This window comes from Salmonella sp. SA15303, assembly GCF_029962125.1.
Taxonomy (GTDB): Bacteria; Pseudomonadota; Gammaproteobacteria; order Enterobacterales; family Enterobacteriaceae; genus Salmonella; species Salmonella enterica.
Genome location: NZ_CP123924.1, coordinates 2,424,963 through 2,441,402 on the forward strand (window position 1 = coordinate 2,424,963; position 16,440 = coordinate 2,441,402).

General features: G+C 50.8%; 17 protein-coding genes. 12 read left to right on the plus strand and 5 right to left on the minus strand.

Features of this window, described 5'->3' with window-relative positions:
• Positions 1-419: 419 nt before the first annotated feature.
• From QEN31_RS11840 to hypA, 9 genes are read left to right on the plus strand one after another with little or no spacing between them, the layout of a single operon-like run.
• The gene (locus QEN31_RS11840; protein WP_001194448.1) at positions 420-1,523 is read left to right on the plus strand and encodes a hydrogenase small subunit; all 1,104 of its coding nucleotides are present in this window, start codon (positions 420-422) and stop codon (positions 1,521-1,523) included.
• A gap of 2 nt (positions 1,524-1,525) precedes the next feature.
• Entirely contained in the window at positions 1,526-3,328 is a 1,803-nt protein-coding gene (locus QEN31_RS11845; RefSeq protein WP_000331199.1) for a nickel-dependent hydrogenase large subunit, read from the plus strand.
• Positions 3,279-4,022, plus strand: coding sequence for a Ni/Fe-hydrogenase, b-type cytochrome subunit (gene cybH, locus QEN31_RS11850; RefSeq protein WP_000924456.1), 744 nt, complete (start codon positions 3,279-3,281; stop codon positions 4,020-4,022). The genes QEN31_RS11845 and cybH overlap by 50 nt, the downstream gene beginning before the upstream one ends.
• A 5-nt stretch (positions 4,023-4,027) precedes the next feature.
• Positions 4,028-4,636 (plus strand): HyaD/HybD family hydrogenase maturation endopeptidase, encoded by a 609-nt coding sequence (gene hybD / locus QEN31_RS11855; protein WP_000852664.1) that lies wholly within the window; start codon positions 4,028-4,030, stop codon positions 4,634-4,636.
• Entirely contained in the window at positions 4,636-4,935 is a 300-nt protein-coding gene (hypC, locus tag QEN31_RS11860; RefSeq protein WP_000334904.1) for a HypC/HybG/HupF family hydrogenase formation chaperone, read from the plus strand. The genes hybD and hypC overlap by 1 nt, the downstream gene beginning before the upstream one ends.
• Positions 4,932-5,342, plus strand: a complete 411-nt coding sequence (locus QEN31_RS11865; protein WP_000155978.1) for a hydrogenase — start codon at positions 4,932-4,934, stop codon at positions 5,340-5,342. The genes hypC and QEN31_RS11865 overlap by 4 nt, the downstream gene beginning before the upstream one ends.
• Positions 5,343-5,359: 17 nt before the next feature.
• On the plus strand, positions 5,360-6,421 hold the full coding sequence (locus tag QEN31_RS11870; RefSeq protein ID WP_001016743.1) for a hydrogenase expression/formation C-terminal domain-containing protein: 1,062 nt from the start codon (positions 5,360-5,362) through the stop codon (positions 6,419-6,421).
• A complete protein-coding gene (locus QEN31_RS11875; RefSeq protein ID WP_001189401.1) occupies positions 6,409-7,296 on the plus strand; it encodes an ATP/GTP-binding protein in 888 nt (295 codons plus the stop codon). The genes QEN31_RS11870 and QEN31_RS11875 overlap by 13 nt, the downstream gene beginning before the upstream one ends.
• 12 nt (positions 7,297-7,308) lie before the next feature.
• The gene (hypA, locus tag QEN31_RS11880; protein WP_000544773.1) at positions 7,309-7,650 is read left to right on the plus strand and encodes a hydrogenase maturation nickel metallochaperone HypA; all 342 of its coding nucleotides are present in this window, start codon (positions 7,309-7,311) and stop codon (positions 7,648-7,650) included.
• A 140-nt stretch (positions 7,651-7,790) separates the two neighbouring features.
• On the opposite strand, the gene ompC is transcribed toward hypA, so the two are convergent.
• Positions 7,791-8,909, minus strand: coding sequence for a porin OmpC (gene ompC, locus QEN31_RS11885; protein WP_000758335.1), 1,119 nt, complete (start codon positions 8,907-8,909; stop codon positions 7,791-7,793).
• A gap of 716 nt (positions 8,910-9,625) precedes the next feature.
• Here ompC and QEN31_RS11890 point away from each other — a divergent pair.
• Positions 9,626-10,168: a YybH family protein gene (locus QEN31_RS11890; protein ID WP_000513122.1), complete on the plus strand. Its 543-nt coding sequence runs from the start codon at positions 9,626-9,628 to the stop codon at positions 10,166-10,168.
• 55 nt (positions 10,169-10,223) lie between these two features.
• Here QEN31_RS11890 and QEN31_RS11895 read toward each other — a convergent pair whose 3' ends face one another.
• From QEN31_RS11895 to sad, 4 genes are all read right to left on the minus strand, one after another.
• The gene (locus QEN31_RS11895; RefSeq protein ID WP_001670736.1) at positions 10,224-11,138 is read right to left on the minus strand and encodes a bestrophin family protein; all 915 of its coding nucleotides are present in this window, start codon (positions 11,136-11,138) and stop codon (positions 10,224-10,226) included.
• Positions 11,139-11,394: 256 nt separating this feature from the next.
• On the minus strand, positions 11,395-11,754 hold the full coding sequence (locus tag QEN31_RS11900; protein WP_000992449.1) for a DUF4186 domain-containing protein: 360 nt from the start codon (positions 11,752-11,754) through the stop codon (positions 11,395-11,397).
• Positions 11,754-12,680 carry a glutaminase B gene (glsB, locus tag QEN31_RS11905; RefSeq protein WP_000090081.1) on the minus strand — a complete coding sequence of 309 codons (927 nt, stop codon included), beginning with the start codon at positions 12,678-12,680 and terminating at the stop codon, positions 11,754-11,756. The genes QEN31_RS11900 and glsB overlap by 1 nt, the downstream gene beginning before the upstream one ends.
• Before the next feature lie 72 nt (positions 12,681-12,752).
• Complete coding sequence (sad, locus tag QEN31_RS11910; protein ID WP_000178397.1) at positions 12,753-14,141, minus strand: succinate-semialdehyde dehydrogenase; 1,389 nt, start codon at positions 14,139-14,141, stop codon at positions 12,753-12,755.
• A gap of 102 nt (positions 14,142-14,243) precedes the next feature.
• Here sad and ptrR point away from each other — a divergent pair, with 102 nt between their 5' ends.
• Both ptrR and QEN31_RS11920 read left to right on the plus strand, forming a co-directional pair.
• Positions 14,244-15,116: a putrescine utilization regulator PtrR gene (ptrR, locus tag QEN31_RS11915; RefSeq protein ID WP_000366538.1), complete on the plus strand. Its 873-nt coding sequence runs from the start codon at positions 14,244-14,246 to the stop codon at positions 15,114-15,116.
• A gap of 115 nt (positions 15,117-15,231) precedes the next feature.
• A complete protein-coding gene (locus tag QEN31_RS11920; protein ID WP_000154625.1) occupies positions 15,232-16,422 on the plus strand; it encodes a sugar transporter in 1,191 nt (396 codons plus the stop codon).
• Positions 16,423-16,440 lie beyond the last annotated feature (18 nt).

The following is a 16,440-nucleotide window of genomic DNA, read 5'->3' on the forward strand; positions in this document are numbered from 1 at the left end:
GTTTGTAAAATGGATTGGATGAATATATTAAATTAAACCTATCAATGGTTATGCAGCACGTAATTAATTGTGATCTTATTTTACAAGCTAATAAATTTAACTGACGGGTTTAAAGGAGAGTTAAACAGAGCGAGCTAACATGAAAACGCGTTATCCGTGTGACCATTTAAAAAAATCCCATCATGTTATAAATAAAAAACACGGTTTCTTATCAACATTAAGAGATGCCATCACAACGCTATATTTACTCAACATCACCAATAACATTAAATTAATTTATGTTTTTGAGTAATGTGAGTAGCACACATGTAATCAGTTGTTACGAATTAGAAACATAATTGCTACTAAAACACGTTGAGAAAGACAAGAAATGCAACATATGATGCCCACACTAACTATAGTGGTTTGGGATAAACGTTATGCAAACACAAGATACATTTTATCAAGTTATGCGTAGACACGGCGTGACAAGGCGTAGCTTCCTCAAGTTTTGCAGCCTTACCGCAACGTCTTTAGGCCTGAGCAGTTCGATGATTCCTCAAATAGCTTATGCCCTGGAGAATAAACCGCGTACGCCAGTGATATGGCTGCATGGTCTTGAATGTACCTGCTGTACCGAATCTTTCATTCGCTCTGCGCACCCGTTGGCAAAAGATGCCATTTTGTCGCTCATTTCCCTGGATTATGACGACACCATTATGGCCGCCGCAGGGCAACAAGCTGAGCAGGCGTTGGCGGATGTGATGCGTGAGTACAAAGGAAATTATATCGTTGCTGTGGAAGGTAACGCGCCGCTGAATGAAGATGGGATGTTTTGCATACTGGCTGGCGAGCCGTTCCTGGAGAAGTTAAAACGCGTCAGCGCGGATGCTAAAGCGATTATCGCCTGGGGGTCCTGCGCATCATGGGGCTGCGTGCAGGCAGCCCGTCCCAACCCAACTAAAGCCACGCCGGTTCACAAGTTAATTACCGATAAACCCATTATTAAAGTGCCAGGCTGCCCGCCTATACCTGAAGTGATGTCCGCCGTTATCACCTATATGCTGGCATTTGATCGCATCCCTCCCCTTGATCGTCTTGGACGACCAAAAATGTTTTATGGCCAGCGAATTCATGACAAATGTTACCGACGCGCGCATTTCGATGCCGGTCAGTTTGTGGAAGCGTGGGATGACGAAGGCGCCAGAAAAGGGTATTGCCTGTACAAGATGGGCTGTAAAGGCCCGACCACCTATAACGCCTGTTCAACCGTTCGCTGGAATGATGGCGTGTCTTTTCCTATCCAGTCGGGTCATGGATGCCTCGGATGTTCGGAAGATGGATTCTGGGATTACGGTTCTTTTTACAGCCGGGCAACGGGCATTCCGCAAACCGGCATTGAGGCTACCGCCGATAAAATCGGACTGGGCGTTGCTGGCGTCGCGGGCGCTGCCGCCATCGCTCACGCCACGGTGAGCGCCATAAAACATGCCCGCAATAAAAACAACACGTCATCAGAAAACGCTCCGGAAGAGAAAAAATAATTATGGCATATCCTTATCAGACTCAGGGTTTTACGCTGGACAATAGCGGACGGCGAATTGTGGTCGATCCGGTTACTCGCATCGAAGGGCATATGCGCTGCGAAGTGAATATCGACAGTAATAATGTCATTACTAACGCCGTGTCGACCGGCACCATGTGGCGCGGCCTGGAGGTTATCCTGAAAGGTCGCGATCCGCGAGACGCCTGGGCATTCGTTGAACGCATTTGCGGCGTCTGCACCGGTACACACGCTCTGACCTCAATCCGTGCCGTAGAAAATGCGCTGGGAATCGCGATTCCGGACAACGCAAACTGTATCCGTAATATGATGCAGGCTACGCTACACGTTCACGATCACCTGGTGCATTTTTATCATCTGCACGCGCTGGACTGGGTTGATGTGGTTGCCGCCCTGAAAGCCGACCCGCATCAGACCTCCGCCATCGCGCAAAGCCTTTCCGCATGGCCGCTATCCTCGCCGGGATATTTCCGCGATTTGCAAAATCGACTGAAGCGGTTTATCGAGTCCGGTCAACTTGGCCCTTTCCGTAATGGCTACTGGGGACATCCGGCGATGAAACTTCCGCCGGAAGCCAATTTGCTGGCGGTCGCCCACTATCTTGAAGCGCTCGATTTTCAAAAAGAGATCGTAAAAATTCACACCGTTTTCGGTGGTAAAAACCCGCATCCTAACTGGCTGGTGGGCGGCGTTCCTTGCGCCATCAACCTTGACGAAACGGGCGCGGTCGGCGCAGTGAATATGGAACGCCTGAACCTTGTCAGTTCCATCATCCAAAAAGCTCGCCAGTTCTGCGAACAGGTTTATCTTCCGGACGTCTTGCTGATTGCCAGTTATTACAAAGACTGGGCAAAAATCGGCGGCGGGTTATCGAGCATGAACCTGCTGGCTTATGGCGAGTTTCCGGATAACCCTAACGATTATTCCGCCAGTAATCTTCTGCTTCCGCGTGGGGCTATCATTAACGGTCGTTTCGACGAAATTCATCCTGTCGATTTAACCGCCCCCGATGAGATTCAGGAGTTTGTCACTCACTCCTGGTATACCTATGGTAACGGCAATAACGATAAGGGCCTGCATCCGTGGGATGGTCTGACCGAACCGCAACTGGTCATGGGCGAACACTATAAAGGCACAAAAACCTTTATCGAACAGGTGGATGAGTCCGCTAAATATTCATGGATTAAATCGCCGCGCTGGAAGGGACATGCGATGGAGGTAGGTCCGCTGGCGCGTTATCTGATTGGATATCATCAAAATAAACCGGAATTTAAAGAACCCGTGGATCAACTGCTGAGTGTATTAAAGCTGCCTAAAGAAGCGCTCTTTTCTACATTAGGACGTACTGCCGCGCGTGCGCTGGAATCCGTATGGGCAGGCAATACGCTGCAATATTTCTTCGATCGTCTGATGCGTAACCTCAAGTCCGGCGATACGGCGACGGCAAACGTCACGCTCTGGGAACCCGATACCTGGCCTACATCGGCAAAAGGCGTTGGTTTCAGCGAGGCGCCGCGCGGCGCGCTGGGGCACTGGATAAAAATTGCAAATCAGAAAATCGACAGCTATCAGTGTGTGGTACCGACAACCTGGAATGCCGGGCCACGTGACGATAAAGGTCAAATTGGCGCGTACGAAGCGGCGTTAATGGGGACTAAACTCGCCGTTCCCGATCAACCATTGGAGATTTTACGTACTCTGCACAGCTTCGATCCCTGCCTGGCCTGCTCCACCCATGTTATTGATAATCATGGAGGGGAGCTGGTCAGGGTTCAGGTACGATGACGACGATTCGGAGGTCTCAATGCATCTCAAAGAAATAACCAGCCAGGGGTACTATATCTATGAAGCGCCGGTCCGTTTATGGCACTGGATCACGGCGTTATCCATTGTCGTCCTGGCTGTTACAGGATATTTCATTGGCCGCCCCCTGCCATCGATTCAAGGTGAAGCGACCTTTATGTTTTGGATGGGCTGGATACGACTGATCCATTTTACCACGGCGTATATTTTTACTGTCGCGCTGCTGTTTCGTATTTACTGGGCATGTGTCGGCAATGAGTACGCCAGGGAGATGTTTCTGGTTCCGTTCTGGCGCCGCGCCTGGCGCAAAGGCGTTATCAGCGAAATCCGCTGGTATTTTTTCCTCGAAAAAGAGGCCCATCGTTACTATGGACATAATCCGGTAGCGGGACTGGCGGTAATGTTCTATTTCTGGATGTCCGTACTGATGGTGTGTAGCGGCTTTGCGCTCTATGGCGAAGGACTTGGAACAGACAGTTGGGCGTATCAATGGTTTGGCTGGATGATTCGCCTGACTGGCAACGATAGCCTCGCGCTGCATTTCTGGCACCGGCTGGGCATGTGGTTCATTATCGCCTTCGTCATTGCGCATGTTTATACCGCTATCCGCGAAGACATTATGAGCCGACAAAGCGTGATTTCCGTCATGATAAGCGGCTGGCGCTGGTTCAGGTGATAACAATGGCAGAAGTAACAATCTTAGGGCTTGGCAACCTGCTTTGGGCAGATGAAGGGTTCGGCGTCAGAGCGGCGGAAAAGCTGTTTGAACAGTATGCCGATAACGAGAAAGTTGACGTTGTTGATGGCGGTACGCAGGGGCTGGCGCTGCTGCCCTGGCTGCAACAGACCGAAAAACTGTTAATCATGGATGCTATCGATTTTGGTATGGCGCCAGGTTCGCTGGCGATGTTTCGTGATGAACAGGTTCCCGCCTATCTGACGGCGAAAAAACTCAGTTTACATCAGACCAGTTTTTCTGAAGTGCTGGCATTGCTGCAATTAACCGGCGGCCAGTTATCGGAGATTGTGCTGATTGGCGTGCAGCCGGAATGTCTGGATGACTATGGCGGGAGTCTTACGCCGCAGGTAAAGGCGCAACTGATGCCTGCGGTCTATCTCGCGCAGGAAGTGCTGGCGCAATGGGGTATCACCGCCTCTTCAGCGGCCTTGCCCACTGAAAGACTCAATCATTACAGCCTGTGTATGGAACGCTACGAAGATGAACGCCCAGATGCGCAAAGCGCTTGCCGGGTCGGCGATATTCGGGTGCTACAGAGAGAGAAATCATAATGTGTATTGGCGTTCCTGTGCAGGTTATTTCACCCGGTCAGTGGTTCGCCAAATGCCGCGACCGACACGGCGAGCTTATCGACGTTGATATTCGGCTTGTGGCTCCCCCCTTAGCAGGCGCATGGCTGCTGACATTTGGCGGCGCAGCACGACGAGAAATGGACGAAGCGGAAGCCGCTGAGGTACTGGCGGCGCTGGACTCACTGGAACAGGCCATGCTCACGCAAAGCGATCCGCTGACCGGTTTTGCCGATTTATTGTCTCGCACGCCTGAATTACCGGAGCATTTAAAAAAATGACTATCTCACCCCAAAATCCTGTTTGTCCACTGGCGGATAAAGGCTTTCTGGTTACCGATGCGCAAACGCTCCCGTCGTTGATTAATGCGCATCCGACTCTGCTGGTTTTGCTGCAAAGCGACCCCAACAAACATCCGGAAGTCGCCGACAGTTGGGTCATCATCCCGGAGATCCTCAAGCAATTTCCGGCGACGTCTTATACCGCGGCATTTGCGGATAGCGAACAGAGTGAACTGATCGCCCGGGAGTATCGCATTCTGAAATATCCGGCGCTGCTTTTCTTTCGCCAGCACCGTTTTGTCGGCAGTCTGGCGGGATTATATAGCTGGCAAGAATACTCTCAGCGGGTGGCCGCATTGCTGACCACACCGGGCTATCGTCAGGATATTCCCGTTATCACGCAATAGAATGAAAGGTAACACACGTGAATCATTCCAGAACTATTCCAGTCGTTAATATTGCCGGACCAGGATCGCAGCCAGAAGAGGAAGACTTTAACTTTCTTCCCATCCCCGCCGGCATTAATCTCCCGCTGACGCCGGTTTTACCGGAACAGGCGCTGCCCGCTGAGCTCCGTGTTGCCAGACACATCCTGACTACGCTTATTCGCGATATGGATAACCCGGTGGCAACGCTCCCCTTTCCCCTGAGCTATAAGCTGAATGCCACTGAGCAACAGAATAGCGGTTTATTGGATCAACTGCTCGGCGAAGGTGAAATCTCCGCCCGGGTACTATTATCCGATGGAAAAGAACAGCGTATTCAGGAGACGGTTTTTACGGGCGTCTGGCGTGTGCGTGAATATAACGCTGACCAGCAACGGGTTGCCGATGAAATTATCATTGGCCCGATCCCAGAGAGCATCTGGCAGACGCATCCGCAGCCGCCGATTACGCCAGAATTGCCGCCACAACCGGCGGGATTGATGAATGGCGCCTTTATCGCGCATGAAATAGCCGAGCGCGTAAAACAGCCGGTAAAAGAGCCACATATCATTAACTTAACGCTGTTGCCAGTAAACGATGCCGATCGCGAGTATCTGGATCATTTTTTAGGCGAAGGCTGTAGCGCTATTTTTTCACGCGGATATGGTAAATGCCGGATTGTAAGCACGCATTTTCCCGGCGTATGGCGGGTCAACTATTTCAATGATATGAATACATTACTGCAAGATATGATTGAGATAGCGGACATTCCTGATATCGCCGTTGCAGGCATCGACGATATTGAAGATGCCTACGCGGGGCTAAAAAATACGTTGGAATGGTTGAAAGAATACCCGGTCACAGAAAATGAGCCAGTGGTGCGCATGGAGTGCAAAGTATGTTGGTGGGTTTACGACCCTGCGCTGGGCGATGATGTATGGCAAATTCCACCCGGCGTGCCCTTCAACCAGTTACCTGATTACTGGTGCTGTCCGGTTTGCGAAACCAGTAAGTCCGGGTTTATGGTGATCGATGAAGGTAATAGTTCGTGCAAAGATTGACCGTCTATTCTCACCCGCTACGGATTATCTGGCAGGAGGCGCCGATCGGTCGTTTGTTACAGGGCGCAACGCCGGTATACGCAAAAACGCTTATTTCACGTTTGTTTACGTTGTGCGCTCAGGCGCACAGCGCGGCGGCGGCTTTACTGTTGTTTCCTGAAAAGAAGCCAGATATGCAGGCCGCACAACAAGAGCTGGCGCGAGAAACGCTCCGTCGCGCGTTGACAGACTGGCTCCCCCTGTTTAGCCACCGACAGGCAACCGCTGAAGAATGGGCGTTGTTACGTCGCGGAGAGTTATCCCCGCTGGCAAGCACAATCTTTTTTGACGATGATCCTCAGACCTGGCTTGCCGCTGGCGTAAAGGGCTGGGAAGCCTGGTTTTTGCAAGAGCGTTCTGAAACCGCCCGCTGGCTGGCGGCAGTACAGAATATCATTACACCTACACTACCGATGGCATCGTCCCCGGACCATACGTTAATAACCCATGGTCCCCTGGATGTCTCGCCTCTGGCTATCGAATATCCGCTGCTGTCAGCCTGTTGTCTTAGCGGTAAAACGACTGCGCTACGTCTGCTGGCCCGCTGCATTACGCTCGCCCGAAGTTTGAGCGCCCTTCCCACCCTGCGCTGGAATCGTTTTGATGATGGCGAATGGAAAATAGCGGTAGTGGAAACCGCGCGAGGATGGTTAGTTCATCAGGCCAGACTGACGACGTCAGGCAATATTCTTGATTACCGTATTATCTCGCCTACCACACGTCACGCCCAACCTGACGGCGTCATTGCTCGCGAACTGGCCACTATTCCACTCTCATTGTGGTCGCAACAGTTACAGGTAATTGATCCTTGTGTCGCCGTAAATATTGTTGAATGAAGGAGCTGGCCCATGCATGAATTAGCCCTGGCGCAAAATATTATCGAATTGCTGGAGGAACAGGCAGTAAATCACCAGTTCAGCAAGGTAAAGCAAGTCTGGCTGGAGATTGGCGTTATGGCCTGTGTTGAGGTGCCGGCGCTGCATTTTGGCCTGGACGTCGCCGCTCGTCATACCCTTGCTGACAATGCGCGTTTCCACATTACTATCGCACCGGCGCAAGGTTGGTGTCTGTCCTGTAATCAACCCTTCACCTCTCAAACATCCACACTCTGTTGTCCCCTTTGTCATTCAGGCAAAGTGCAGATAGATGACAGTAGCAGAATGCGCATTCGCGAGATCGAAGTCGAATAGTCAACGAATAGTCAATAAAAAAGGACGCCAGAAGCGTCCTGAAATAATAAAAGAATAAATTAACAATAATAAAGGTTAAGCAGTGACACAGTTTTGGGAAAAGGAGGGTATCCCTAAACTGTCTTAATCAGCAAGTTTTATCAAAACTCGTAGACTAAGCCGAGCGCCACGGTGTTGTCTGTATTAGGATTCGATGGGTTGCCATCTTTTAGCAGATTGATTTTGTAGTCAACATACGCGGACATATTTTTATTGAAGTAGTAGTAGGAACCCACATCAATATATTTCACAAGGTCGAACGAACCCAGTCCATCAACATCATTGGCTCTGGATTGCAGGAACGCCAGTGACGGGCGTAAGCCATTATCAAATTGATATTGCCCTACCATTTCCCAGTTATCGGTTTTATGTGCAAAGCCGCCCAATGTATCGCCCATATAGGTCATATCATAAGTACGGGTATAGTTTGCCGCCAGGTAAATATTATTGGCATCATACTTCACGCCGCCAGTCCAGGCTTCAGCGCGGTCGCCATTGTCGTATTTATCTTGCGTCATCTGATCAAGCGTGCGTTTGGAACTGGTATAGGCTGCCCCCAGGCTCACCCCCATGCCCAAATCATATGTCGCTGATGCCCCGAAACCATCGCCATTCTGGTACGCGATACTTTTTCTGGCATTATTACTTAAAGGATCGCCTTCTTTCGACAGGCCGTCATTTTTACCCTGATACTGCAACGCAATATTCAAACCATCAACCAGACCAAAGAAATCATTATTGCGATAAGTCAGAACGCCATTCGCGCGTCCGGTCATAAAATTATCGGAAGCTTCATACGAATCATTACCAAATTCAGGCAGTACGTCAGTCCATGAACCAATGTCGTATAACACGCCATAGTTACGACCATAATCAACAGACCCCATATCGGCAAATGCCAAACCAGCAAAACCGAGACGCGTCCAGCTTTGCGGGGAACCGCTGGAGTCACCATCTTCCGGACGATTGGCGTTGACCTGATACTCCCACTGTCCAAAACCGGTTAGTTGATCGGTAATTTGAGTCTCGCCTTTAATACCCATACGGATATAAGATTGATCGCCATCCGTACTATGATTACTGGAAAAATAATGCAGGCCGTCGACCTTGCCATACAAATCCAGTTTATTGCCATCCTTGTTATAGATTTCTGCTGCGTTGGCGGCTCCAGCCATCATTACGGCTGCGGCTACCGCAGATAACACCACTACTTTTTTCATTTTATATGCCTTATTTGTCTTATTTTTGGACTTTCCGCAAAGCCTGCTCGCGGAACTGTCCAGGACAATATCACTAACAATTACCGCGCGTTAAGTTTCAAAGTGTAATATTAGCTTGCTATGTATTAGTGATGTTAAAATGCAAGTTAAGCATGACTACATCAATGATATGCCCTGTTTTCTGCTGTAATAACAAGGGGGTTACCAGTAGAGAACAGGCTTACGGTCGGGGATGCCAGGGCGAGAATGGCACTGAACATTCGGCTGACATTCGGTAAGACGGAATCATAATCCAGTCAGTTGAGGCCACAGCCCTTCTTATTTTTGTGTATAATTTGTTACGTTTACATTTATTTTTAAATTAGCGTTATGAAAATATCAGTACTACTGAAATAGCACTTCTTCGCTTCGTGTATTTTTACTATGGTTAATTATCACATAGCGCAAACGGTCATTTGTGTATCACTATTCATAAGATTAACTATTTACCAGTGGTAATAAAAATAAAAGTAAGTCAATGGACAACAACAATACTGAAACTCTAAATGTTGATATTTTGAGTCATGCCGTTACAAACAAATACGATATTCTTAATTGCACTACTCCCTTTTCGGGGTAGTTTTATAGAAGGATGTTTTTTATTGTTCGTGAGCCATGCTCCTTTAGTATAAAGGTGAACGTAACAGGAAAGATAAAGCGTCTCAAAAACAGACCATATGGGTATAACTATTATGCAAAAAACGTCACTATTGTTTTCGGCCGCCGCGATAACGTTAACTCTGATGGCGTCATCGGCATCAGCGGCAACGCCAACCGCCGCACAAAATGAAGCTACGTCGACCGTTAAACAAGAAATTACAGAAGGCATTAACCGTTACCTTTATTCAATAGATAAGGCAGACCCAACGTTAGGCAAGCAGCTCTTTTATGTTTCACCGGAAACCAGTTTTATTCATCCACGCGGTCACGAACGCGGATGGTCGCAGATCGCTGAAAATTTTTATGGCACCACTATGGGTAAAACCTTCAGCAAACGCACATTAAAACTGGACGCTCCCCCTGCTATTCATGTGTATGGCAATGCCGCCGTTGCAGAGTTCGACTGGCATTTTACCGCGGTACGCCGTGATAATGGGCAGACTCAACACACGACAGGCCGCGAAAGCCAGGTGTGGGCGAAGATACCAAACACAGGATGGCGAATCGTTCATGTCCACTACTCCGGTCCAGCCAAAACCGGCGTTGGAGAAGGCTATTAAACTTTGCTATTCAGGTTATGGCGCAGATGAACATTCTGCGCCAGTTAAGTCGAGCTCAGGTCAGTTGATAGCGTTTATCCGGTATCCGTTTTGCCGGAATATCCCTTTCATCATTCATTTGCAGTAAATCGATTTCTATCGCATTGCATATCGCATCCAGCGGTAAATCATTATTTTCAGTACCGAACGGATCTTCCAACTCTTCTGCTAACGCATCCAGCGCGATAAACGTATAAGAAATCAGCACCGAAATAAACGGCGTCATATAGTGCAGATCAACCACCAGTGCAAATGGCAACATAATGCAGAAAAGATAAACCGTACGATGCAAAATTAACGTATAGGCAAAAGGCACCGGCGTGTTGGCGATGCGCTCACAGCCGGCCAATACTGACGACATATCATTTAAGCGGTTGTTGAGGCTATGAAATAAAATATCGGAAAGCTTTCCGCTGCGGCGGCGAATCGCCAGCCACTCTCCCATCAGCAATAAGATACGGTTAGCGGGGGAATGGGAAGCGACAACTTTCTGTAACGCCTCCTGGTCAAGATAGTTTCCCAGAACTTGCGTTTGAGGCTGTCGACGCAATGTCATACGCAAACAGTGGGCAAAAGCGATTTGTAACCGAACAAAATCCTCGATACCGCGTTCATCAGGCAAGGTTGTTTTCACCTCTCGCAGTATTGAGCGTGAAGCGATCATCAACTGCCCCCACAAATGTCGGGCTTCGACGTAACGCGCATAACAGGCATTATTGCGAAACCCAAGAAAAATGGCGATAGCGACGCCCAGTATGCTAAACGGCGCAAGGGTAAACTTAATACCCAGCATTGTGTACCAGGGCAGCATGATAATAACGGCGATAGAAAGAAGAAAGTTAAGGAGTAGTCGTGAAAAGATTTTAGATAACACGGAACCATGCCAGACAAATATCAGGCGAATCCAGTGCTGTTGTGGTCTAACGATCATGATTATCTTCAGCTGGTGAAAAAGCACTGTCATTAAACGTGATCCAGATCAAGGTTGCAAGCTTCTGGTGATACACGGGTTCCCTGCCCTGTAGAACATTTTTTTGCACAGTGCTGACAGGCGTTGAAAAAAAACAACTAACTGTATGTTGTAACTAAATATGCGCTTCAGCGCATGAGATATATGACGGTCAACGGCTGCTATCAGTGGTATGAGGGTAATTTATCAGGGAAAGCGTCAGCAACGACGCGCTGCTCTACCGCTGATTCATTTGTATGACCAGCCAGTAATGGATAACGCTGACAATATACTGTTGCTGCGCTTCGCTCAGCGGTTCTCCCTGAGGTATCTGGTGCCACTTCGCCAGGCACCCGCGACAGCAGGTTGCCGTCGCATGTTGCGCGATAAATACCGGATGGCCCCGCATCGGCGTTTGCTTACCATCATTCGCCGGGTGAGCTGGCGCCAGTCGCTGGGCGATAAAATCGGCGGCGTGTTTATCAATCACCTCCGCGCCTTTATCCCAGCAATATTGTCTTTCTTTTATCCCGAGACGAAAACGCGAACGAAATGTCGATCGCGCCAGGCGGGCAAAGAGCGGTTCAAGCGCATTCATCAGTATACCGAACGTCCTAACGTTTGTGTTAATTGCTCAAGCGCGGCGATACCTGCCAGAGAGTTTCCCGCAGGATCCAGCTCCGGACTCCAGACGGCAATCGCCATTTCATGCGGCACTATGGCGACAATACCGCCGCCCACGCCGGATTTAGCGGGCAATCCCACCCGCCAGGCAAACTCGCCGGCATTCTGATACATCCCGCTGGTCGCCATTAGCGCATTAATCTGCCGGGCCTGCATGGGGGTCACTACCGGCTCGTCGAGATGAAACGCCTCGCCCTGATTCGCCAGAAAGACAAACGTCCTCGCCAGTTCCATGCAGCTCATTTTCAACGCACAGTAGTGAAAGTAATTTTGCAACACGGTAGGCACATCATGATGAAAATTACCGAATGATTTCATCAGCCAGGCAATAGCGGCGTTACGGGCGGAATGCTCAAATTCAGAGCGCGCGACCGTAGCGTCATACGTAATATCCGATACGCCGCAAAGCGCGCGCACAACTTCCAGCATCCGCTGACGCGGCGCGCTAAGCCGGCCTTGCAACATGTCGCATACCACCAGCGCGCCCGCATTAATAAATGGATTACGCGGGATGCCTTGTTCCATCTCTAACTGAACCAACGAATTGAACGGCGAGCCGGAAGGATCTTTTCCGACGCGCTGCCAGATCTCCTCTTCCGGATAATGACGCATCGCCACCACCAGACTGAGCACTTTCGAAATAGACTGAATAGAGAAGCGTTCGTGCGCATCGCCCGCCTGATAATGCTGCCCGTCCACGGTACAAATCGCTATCCCCAGCTTTGAACCTTCGACGGACGCTAATGCCGGAATATAGTCAGCGACTTTGCCCTGGCCAATGAGGGGGCGAACGCGCTGTAAAATCGTCTCTAAAATTGCATTATCCATGGCCCTGGCCACAACATGCTCCTTGCTCGCAGGTCTGAAAAGGCCTGCGAGTATAGCAGAGGGCGCCACGCGACGTCAGGGCGATTAGACGCGGTTCTTCCAGACGGTCTGCACATTACAAAATTCGTGTAAACCAAAGTGCGAAAGCTCGCGACCGAAGCCGCTTTTCTTCACCCCGCCGAATGCCACACGCGCATCGCTGGCGCTGTAACCATTAATGAATACCCCACCGCACTCAAGACGCGCCGCCATCTCCGCGGCCAGCGTATCGTCGGCGGTAAAGATCGTCGCCGACAGGCCAAACTCACTGTCATTCGCCAGCGCGAGGGCGTGCGCCGCATCTTTTGCGACGGTAATGGCGGCAACAGGCCCAAAAAGTTCCTGACGAAATGCCGTCATGTCAGGTGTAACATCCGCCAGAACGGTCGCGGCATAATAGTTGCCCTCCCCGGCGATTTTCTCCCCGCCCAACAGTAGCCGTGCGCCTTCGGCGACGGAAGCCTGCACCTGTTGATGGAGTTCATCACGCAAATCAAAGCGCGCCATCGGCCCCAGGTCATTCTCTTCAACCAGAGGATCACCCATCTTTAATGCTGCGGCAGCCGCCACAAAACGATCGGTAAACGCCTGCGCAATGCCCTCTTCGACAATAAAACGTTTGGCGGCGGCGCAGACTTGTCCGGTGTTTTGATAGCGTCCGGCAACCGCAGCTTTTACCGCCAACTCGAGATCGGCATCATTGAGTACAATAAACGGATCCGAGCCACCCAGTTCCAGTACGCACTTTTTCAGCGCCGCCCCAGCCTGAGCGCCAATCGCCGCGCCGGCGCGCACGCTACCGGTCACCGTCACCGCCGCGATTCGCGGATCGTTAATCATCTGACTCACGCCCTCATTATTAGCGTTCACCCATCCATAGACGCCAGCGGGAGTACCGGCTTCCGCCAAGATTCGGGCTATCATCTGCGCGCAACCCGTGACATTGGGCGCATGTTTTAACAAGTAGCTATTCCCCGCCAGCAGTATCGGCACTGCCCCGCGTAACACCTGCCATAAAGGAAAATTCCACGGCATTATCGCCAGAATGACGCCCAGCGGACGGTATTCAATCACCGCCTGCTGATTTTCTACCAACGTAGGCTCAGGATTCAGCATTGCCGGGCCATGTTCCGCATACCAGTCGCATAACGCGGCGGATTTCGTCACTTCCGCACGCGCCTGCTTTATGGGTTTACCCATTTCACGCGTAATACATTGCGCCATCTCTTCTGCATGAGCGCGAAGCGCCTGACCAATATCGCGTAATGTTTGCGCCCGTTGCGCTACCGATGTCATTTTCCACTTTTTGAAACCGCTCGCCGCCAGACTCAGCGCATGTTCAATCTCTTGCGCGTTAGCCCAGGGCATTGCCGCCAGCGTCTGGCCGGTCGCAGGATTCACGGATAACGCCTGTGTTGCAGTCATCATGGTCATGTTCTTTCTCTCGTTATCAGGGGAGTTGTACCATCATGACGCCCTTTACCCTTTCTGAAAAATGAATAATATTAACCAGACTATTCACGAATTGAGAAAACCATGGACCTGACGCAACTGGAAATGTTTAACGCTGTCGCTCTGACGGGCAGCATTACGCAGGCGGCGGCAAAAGTGCACCGCGTTCCGTCCAACCTGACCACGCGTATCCGTCAGCTTGAAGCCGACCTGGGCGTCTCTCTGTTTATTCGCGAAAACCAGCGACTCAGGCTGTCACCAGCCGGGCATAACTTTTTACGTTACAGCCAGCAGATCCTGGCGCTGGTCGATGAAGCCCGCATGGTGGTTGCCGGAGAGGAACCGCAAGGACTGTTTTCACTCGGCGCGTTAGAAAGTACTGCCGCCGTACGTATCCCCGCGCTGCTGGCGGGTTATAACCAGCGTTACCCTAAAATTCAGTTCGCGTTAACGACCGGTCCTTCCGGCGCCATGCTGGATGGCGTGCTCGAGGGAAAGCTGAACGCCGCCTTTATTGATGGCCCGCTAATGCATCCGGGGCTGGAAGGTATACCGGCTTACCAGGAAGAGATGATGATCGTCGCGCCACACGGCCATTCCGTCGTTTCGCGGGCCAGCGAGGTGAATGGTTATAACATCTATGCTTTTCGCGCCAACTGTTCTTACCGACGGCATTTCGAAAGCTGGTTTCATGCCGATGGCGCGACCCCCGGTACGATTCACGAAATGGAGTCATATCATGGAATGTTGGCGTGCGTAATTGCCGGCGCAGGTATTGCGCTGATGCCAGCAAGTATGCTCAACAGTATGCCAGGACATCATCAGGTGGAAGCCTGGCCGTTGGCGGAGAAGTGGCGCTGGCTTAACACATGGCTAATGTGGCGGCGCGGGGCGATGACGCGTCAGCTTGAGGCCTTTATCGAGTTACTTAACGCCCAACTGGCGAGCACCGACTGAAGACGAAACGGCCTGCGAAGTAAATGAGAAGCAGGTCACAAAATGATTGTCTTTTCGCCAGTAAACGTTTTAAGATCGCGGTCTCACCTTCTCGCAACTAACCCGAAATATTTTTATGACAATCAATCCAGTTTCCCGCAAGGTCGCGTGGCTACGGGTAGTTACGCTTGCTATTGCCGCTTTTATTTTCAATACCACAGAATTTGTGCCAGTTGGTTTGCTATCAGACATTGCTGAAAGCTTTCATATGCAAACCGCGCAGGTCGGCATCATGCTAACCATTTACGCCTGGGTAGTTGCCGTCATGTCGCTGCCTTTTATGCTTCTTACCAGTCAAATGGAGCGCCGTAAGCTACTCATTTATCTGTTTGTTTTGTTTATTGCCAGCCATGTGCTCTCCTTTCTGGCATGGAACTTTACCGTGCTGGTCATTAGCCGTATTGGTATCGCTTTCGCCCACGCTATTTTCTGGTCGATAACCGCCTCGCTGGCGATCCGCCTGGCCCCTGCCGGGAAACGCGCGCAGGCATTAAGTCTGATAGCGACCGGCACCGCGTTGGCCATGGTGCTTGGGCTGCCCATAGGTCGCGTTGTTGGTCAGTATTTTGGCTGGCGCACCACCTTTTTTGCCATCGGCATGGGCGCATTAATTACGCTGCTATGTCTGATTAAGCTTCTACCGAAATTGCCGAGCGAGCATTCCGGCTCACTAAAAAGTTTACCTTTGCTATTCCGACGCCCGGCGCTGATGAGCCTCTATGTACTGACCGTCGTTGTGGTGACTGCGCATTACACAGCTTATAGCTATATTGAACCGTTCGTTCAGAATGTCGCCGGGCTCAGTGCGAATTTTGCTACCGTCCTGTTACTGATCCTCGGCGGCGCCGGGATCATCGGCAGCCTCGTGTTTGGTAAACTGGGTAATCGCCATGCCTCGTCGCTCGTCAGTATCGCTATTGCCCTGCTGGTTGTCTGTCTGCTGCTGCTGCTGCCCGCGGCGGAGAGCGAAGCGCATCTGGCCATACTGAGCATTTTCTGGGGCATCGCGATTATGGTGATAGGGCTCGGTATGCAGGTGAAAGTACTGGCGCTGGCCCCGGACGCGACCGATGTCGCAATGGCGCTATTTTCAGGCATCTTTAATATTGGTATTGGCGCTGGCGCGCTGGTAGGTAATCAGGTGAGTTTGCACTGGTCAATGTCGGCCATCGGCTATATTGGCGCCATACCCGCCTGTGCCGCGCTGGTATGGGCTGTGCTCATATTCCGCAAATGGCCAGTGACGCTGGAAGAACAACCGCATTAAGACATTCGTCTGCCGGGA

Bases quoted from the DNA above. Each gene is read 5' to 3' on its own strand.
- hypA (WP_000544773.1), top strand. From the start codon at position 7,309: ATGCATGAATTAGCCCTGGCGCAAAATATTATCGAATTGCTGGAGGAA.
- cybH (WP_000924456.1), top strand. From the start codon at position 3,279: ATGTTATTGATAATCATGGAGGGGAGCTGGTCAGGGTTCAGGTACGAT.
- QEN31_RS11920 (WP_000154625.1), top strand. From the start codon at position 15,232: ATGACAATCAATCCAGTTTCCCGCAAGGTCGCGTGGCTACGGGTAGTT.
- QEN31_RS11890 (WP_000513122.1), top strand. From the start codon at position 9,626: ATGGGTATAACTATTATGCAAAAAACGTCACTATTGTTTTCGGCCGCC.
- QEN31_RS11845 (WP_000331199.1), top strand. From the start codon at position 1,526: ATGGCATATCCTTATCAGACTCAGGGTTTTACGCTGGACAATAGCGGA.
- QEN31_RS11865 (WP_000155978.1), top strand. From the start codon at position 4,932: ATGACTATCTCACCCCAAAATCCTGTTTGTCCACTGGCGGATAAAGGC.
- sad (WP_000178397.1), bottom strand. From the start codon at position 14,141: ATGACCATGATGACTGCAACACAGGCGTTATCCGTGAATCCTGCGACC.
- QEN31_RS11840 (WP_001194448.1), top strand. From the start codon at position 420: ATGCAAACACAAGATACATTTTATCAAGTTATGCGTAGACACGGCGTG.
- QEN31_RS11900 (WP_000992449.1), bottom strand. From the start codon at position 11,754: ATGAATGCGCTTGAACCGCTCTTTGCCCGCCTGGCGCGATCGACATTT.
- QEN31_RS11895 (WP_001670736.1), bottom strand. From the start codon at position 11,138: ATGATCGTTAGACCACAACAGCACTGGATTCGCCTGATATTTGTCTGG.
- hypC (WP_000334904.1), top strand. From the start codon at position 4,636: ATGTGTATTGGCGTTCCTGTGCAGGTTATTTCACCCGGTCAGTGGTTC.
- hybD (WP_000852664.1), top strand. From the start codon at position 4,028: ATGGCAGAAGTAACAATCTTAGGGCTTGGCAACCTGCTTTGGGCAGAT.
- ompC (WP_000758335.1), bottom strand. From the start codon at position 8,909: ATGAAAAAAGTAGTGGTGTTATCTGCGGTAGCCGCAGCCGTAATGATG.
- ptrR (WP_000366538.1), top strand. From the start codon at position 14,244: ATGGACCTGACGCAACTGGAAATGTTTAACGCTGTCGCTCTGACGGGC.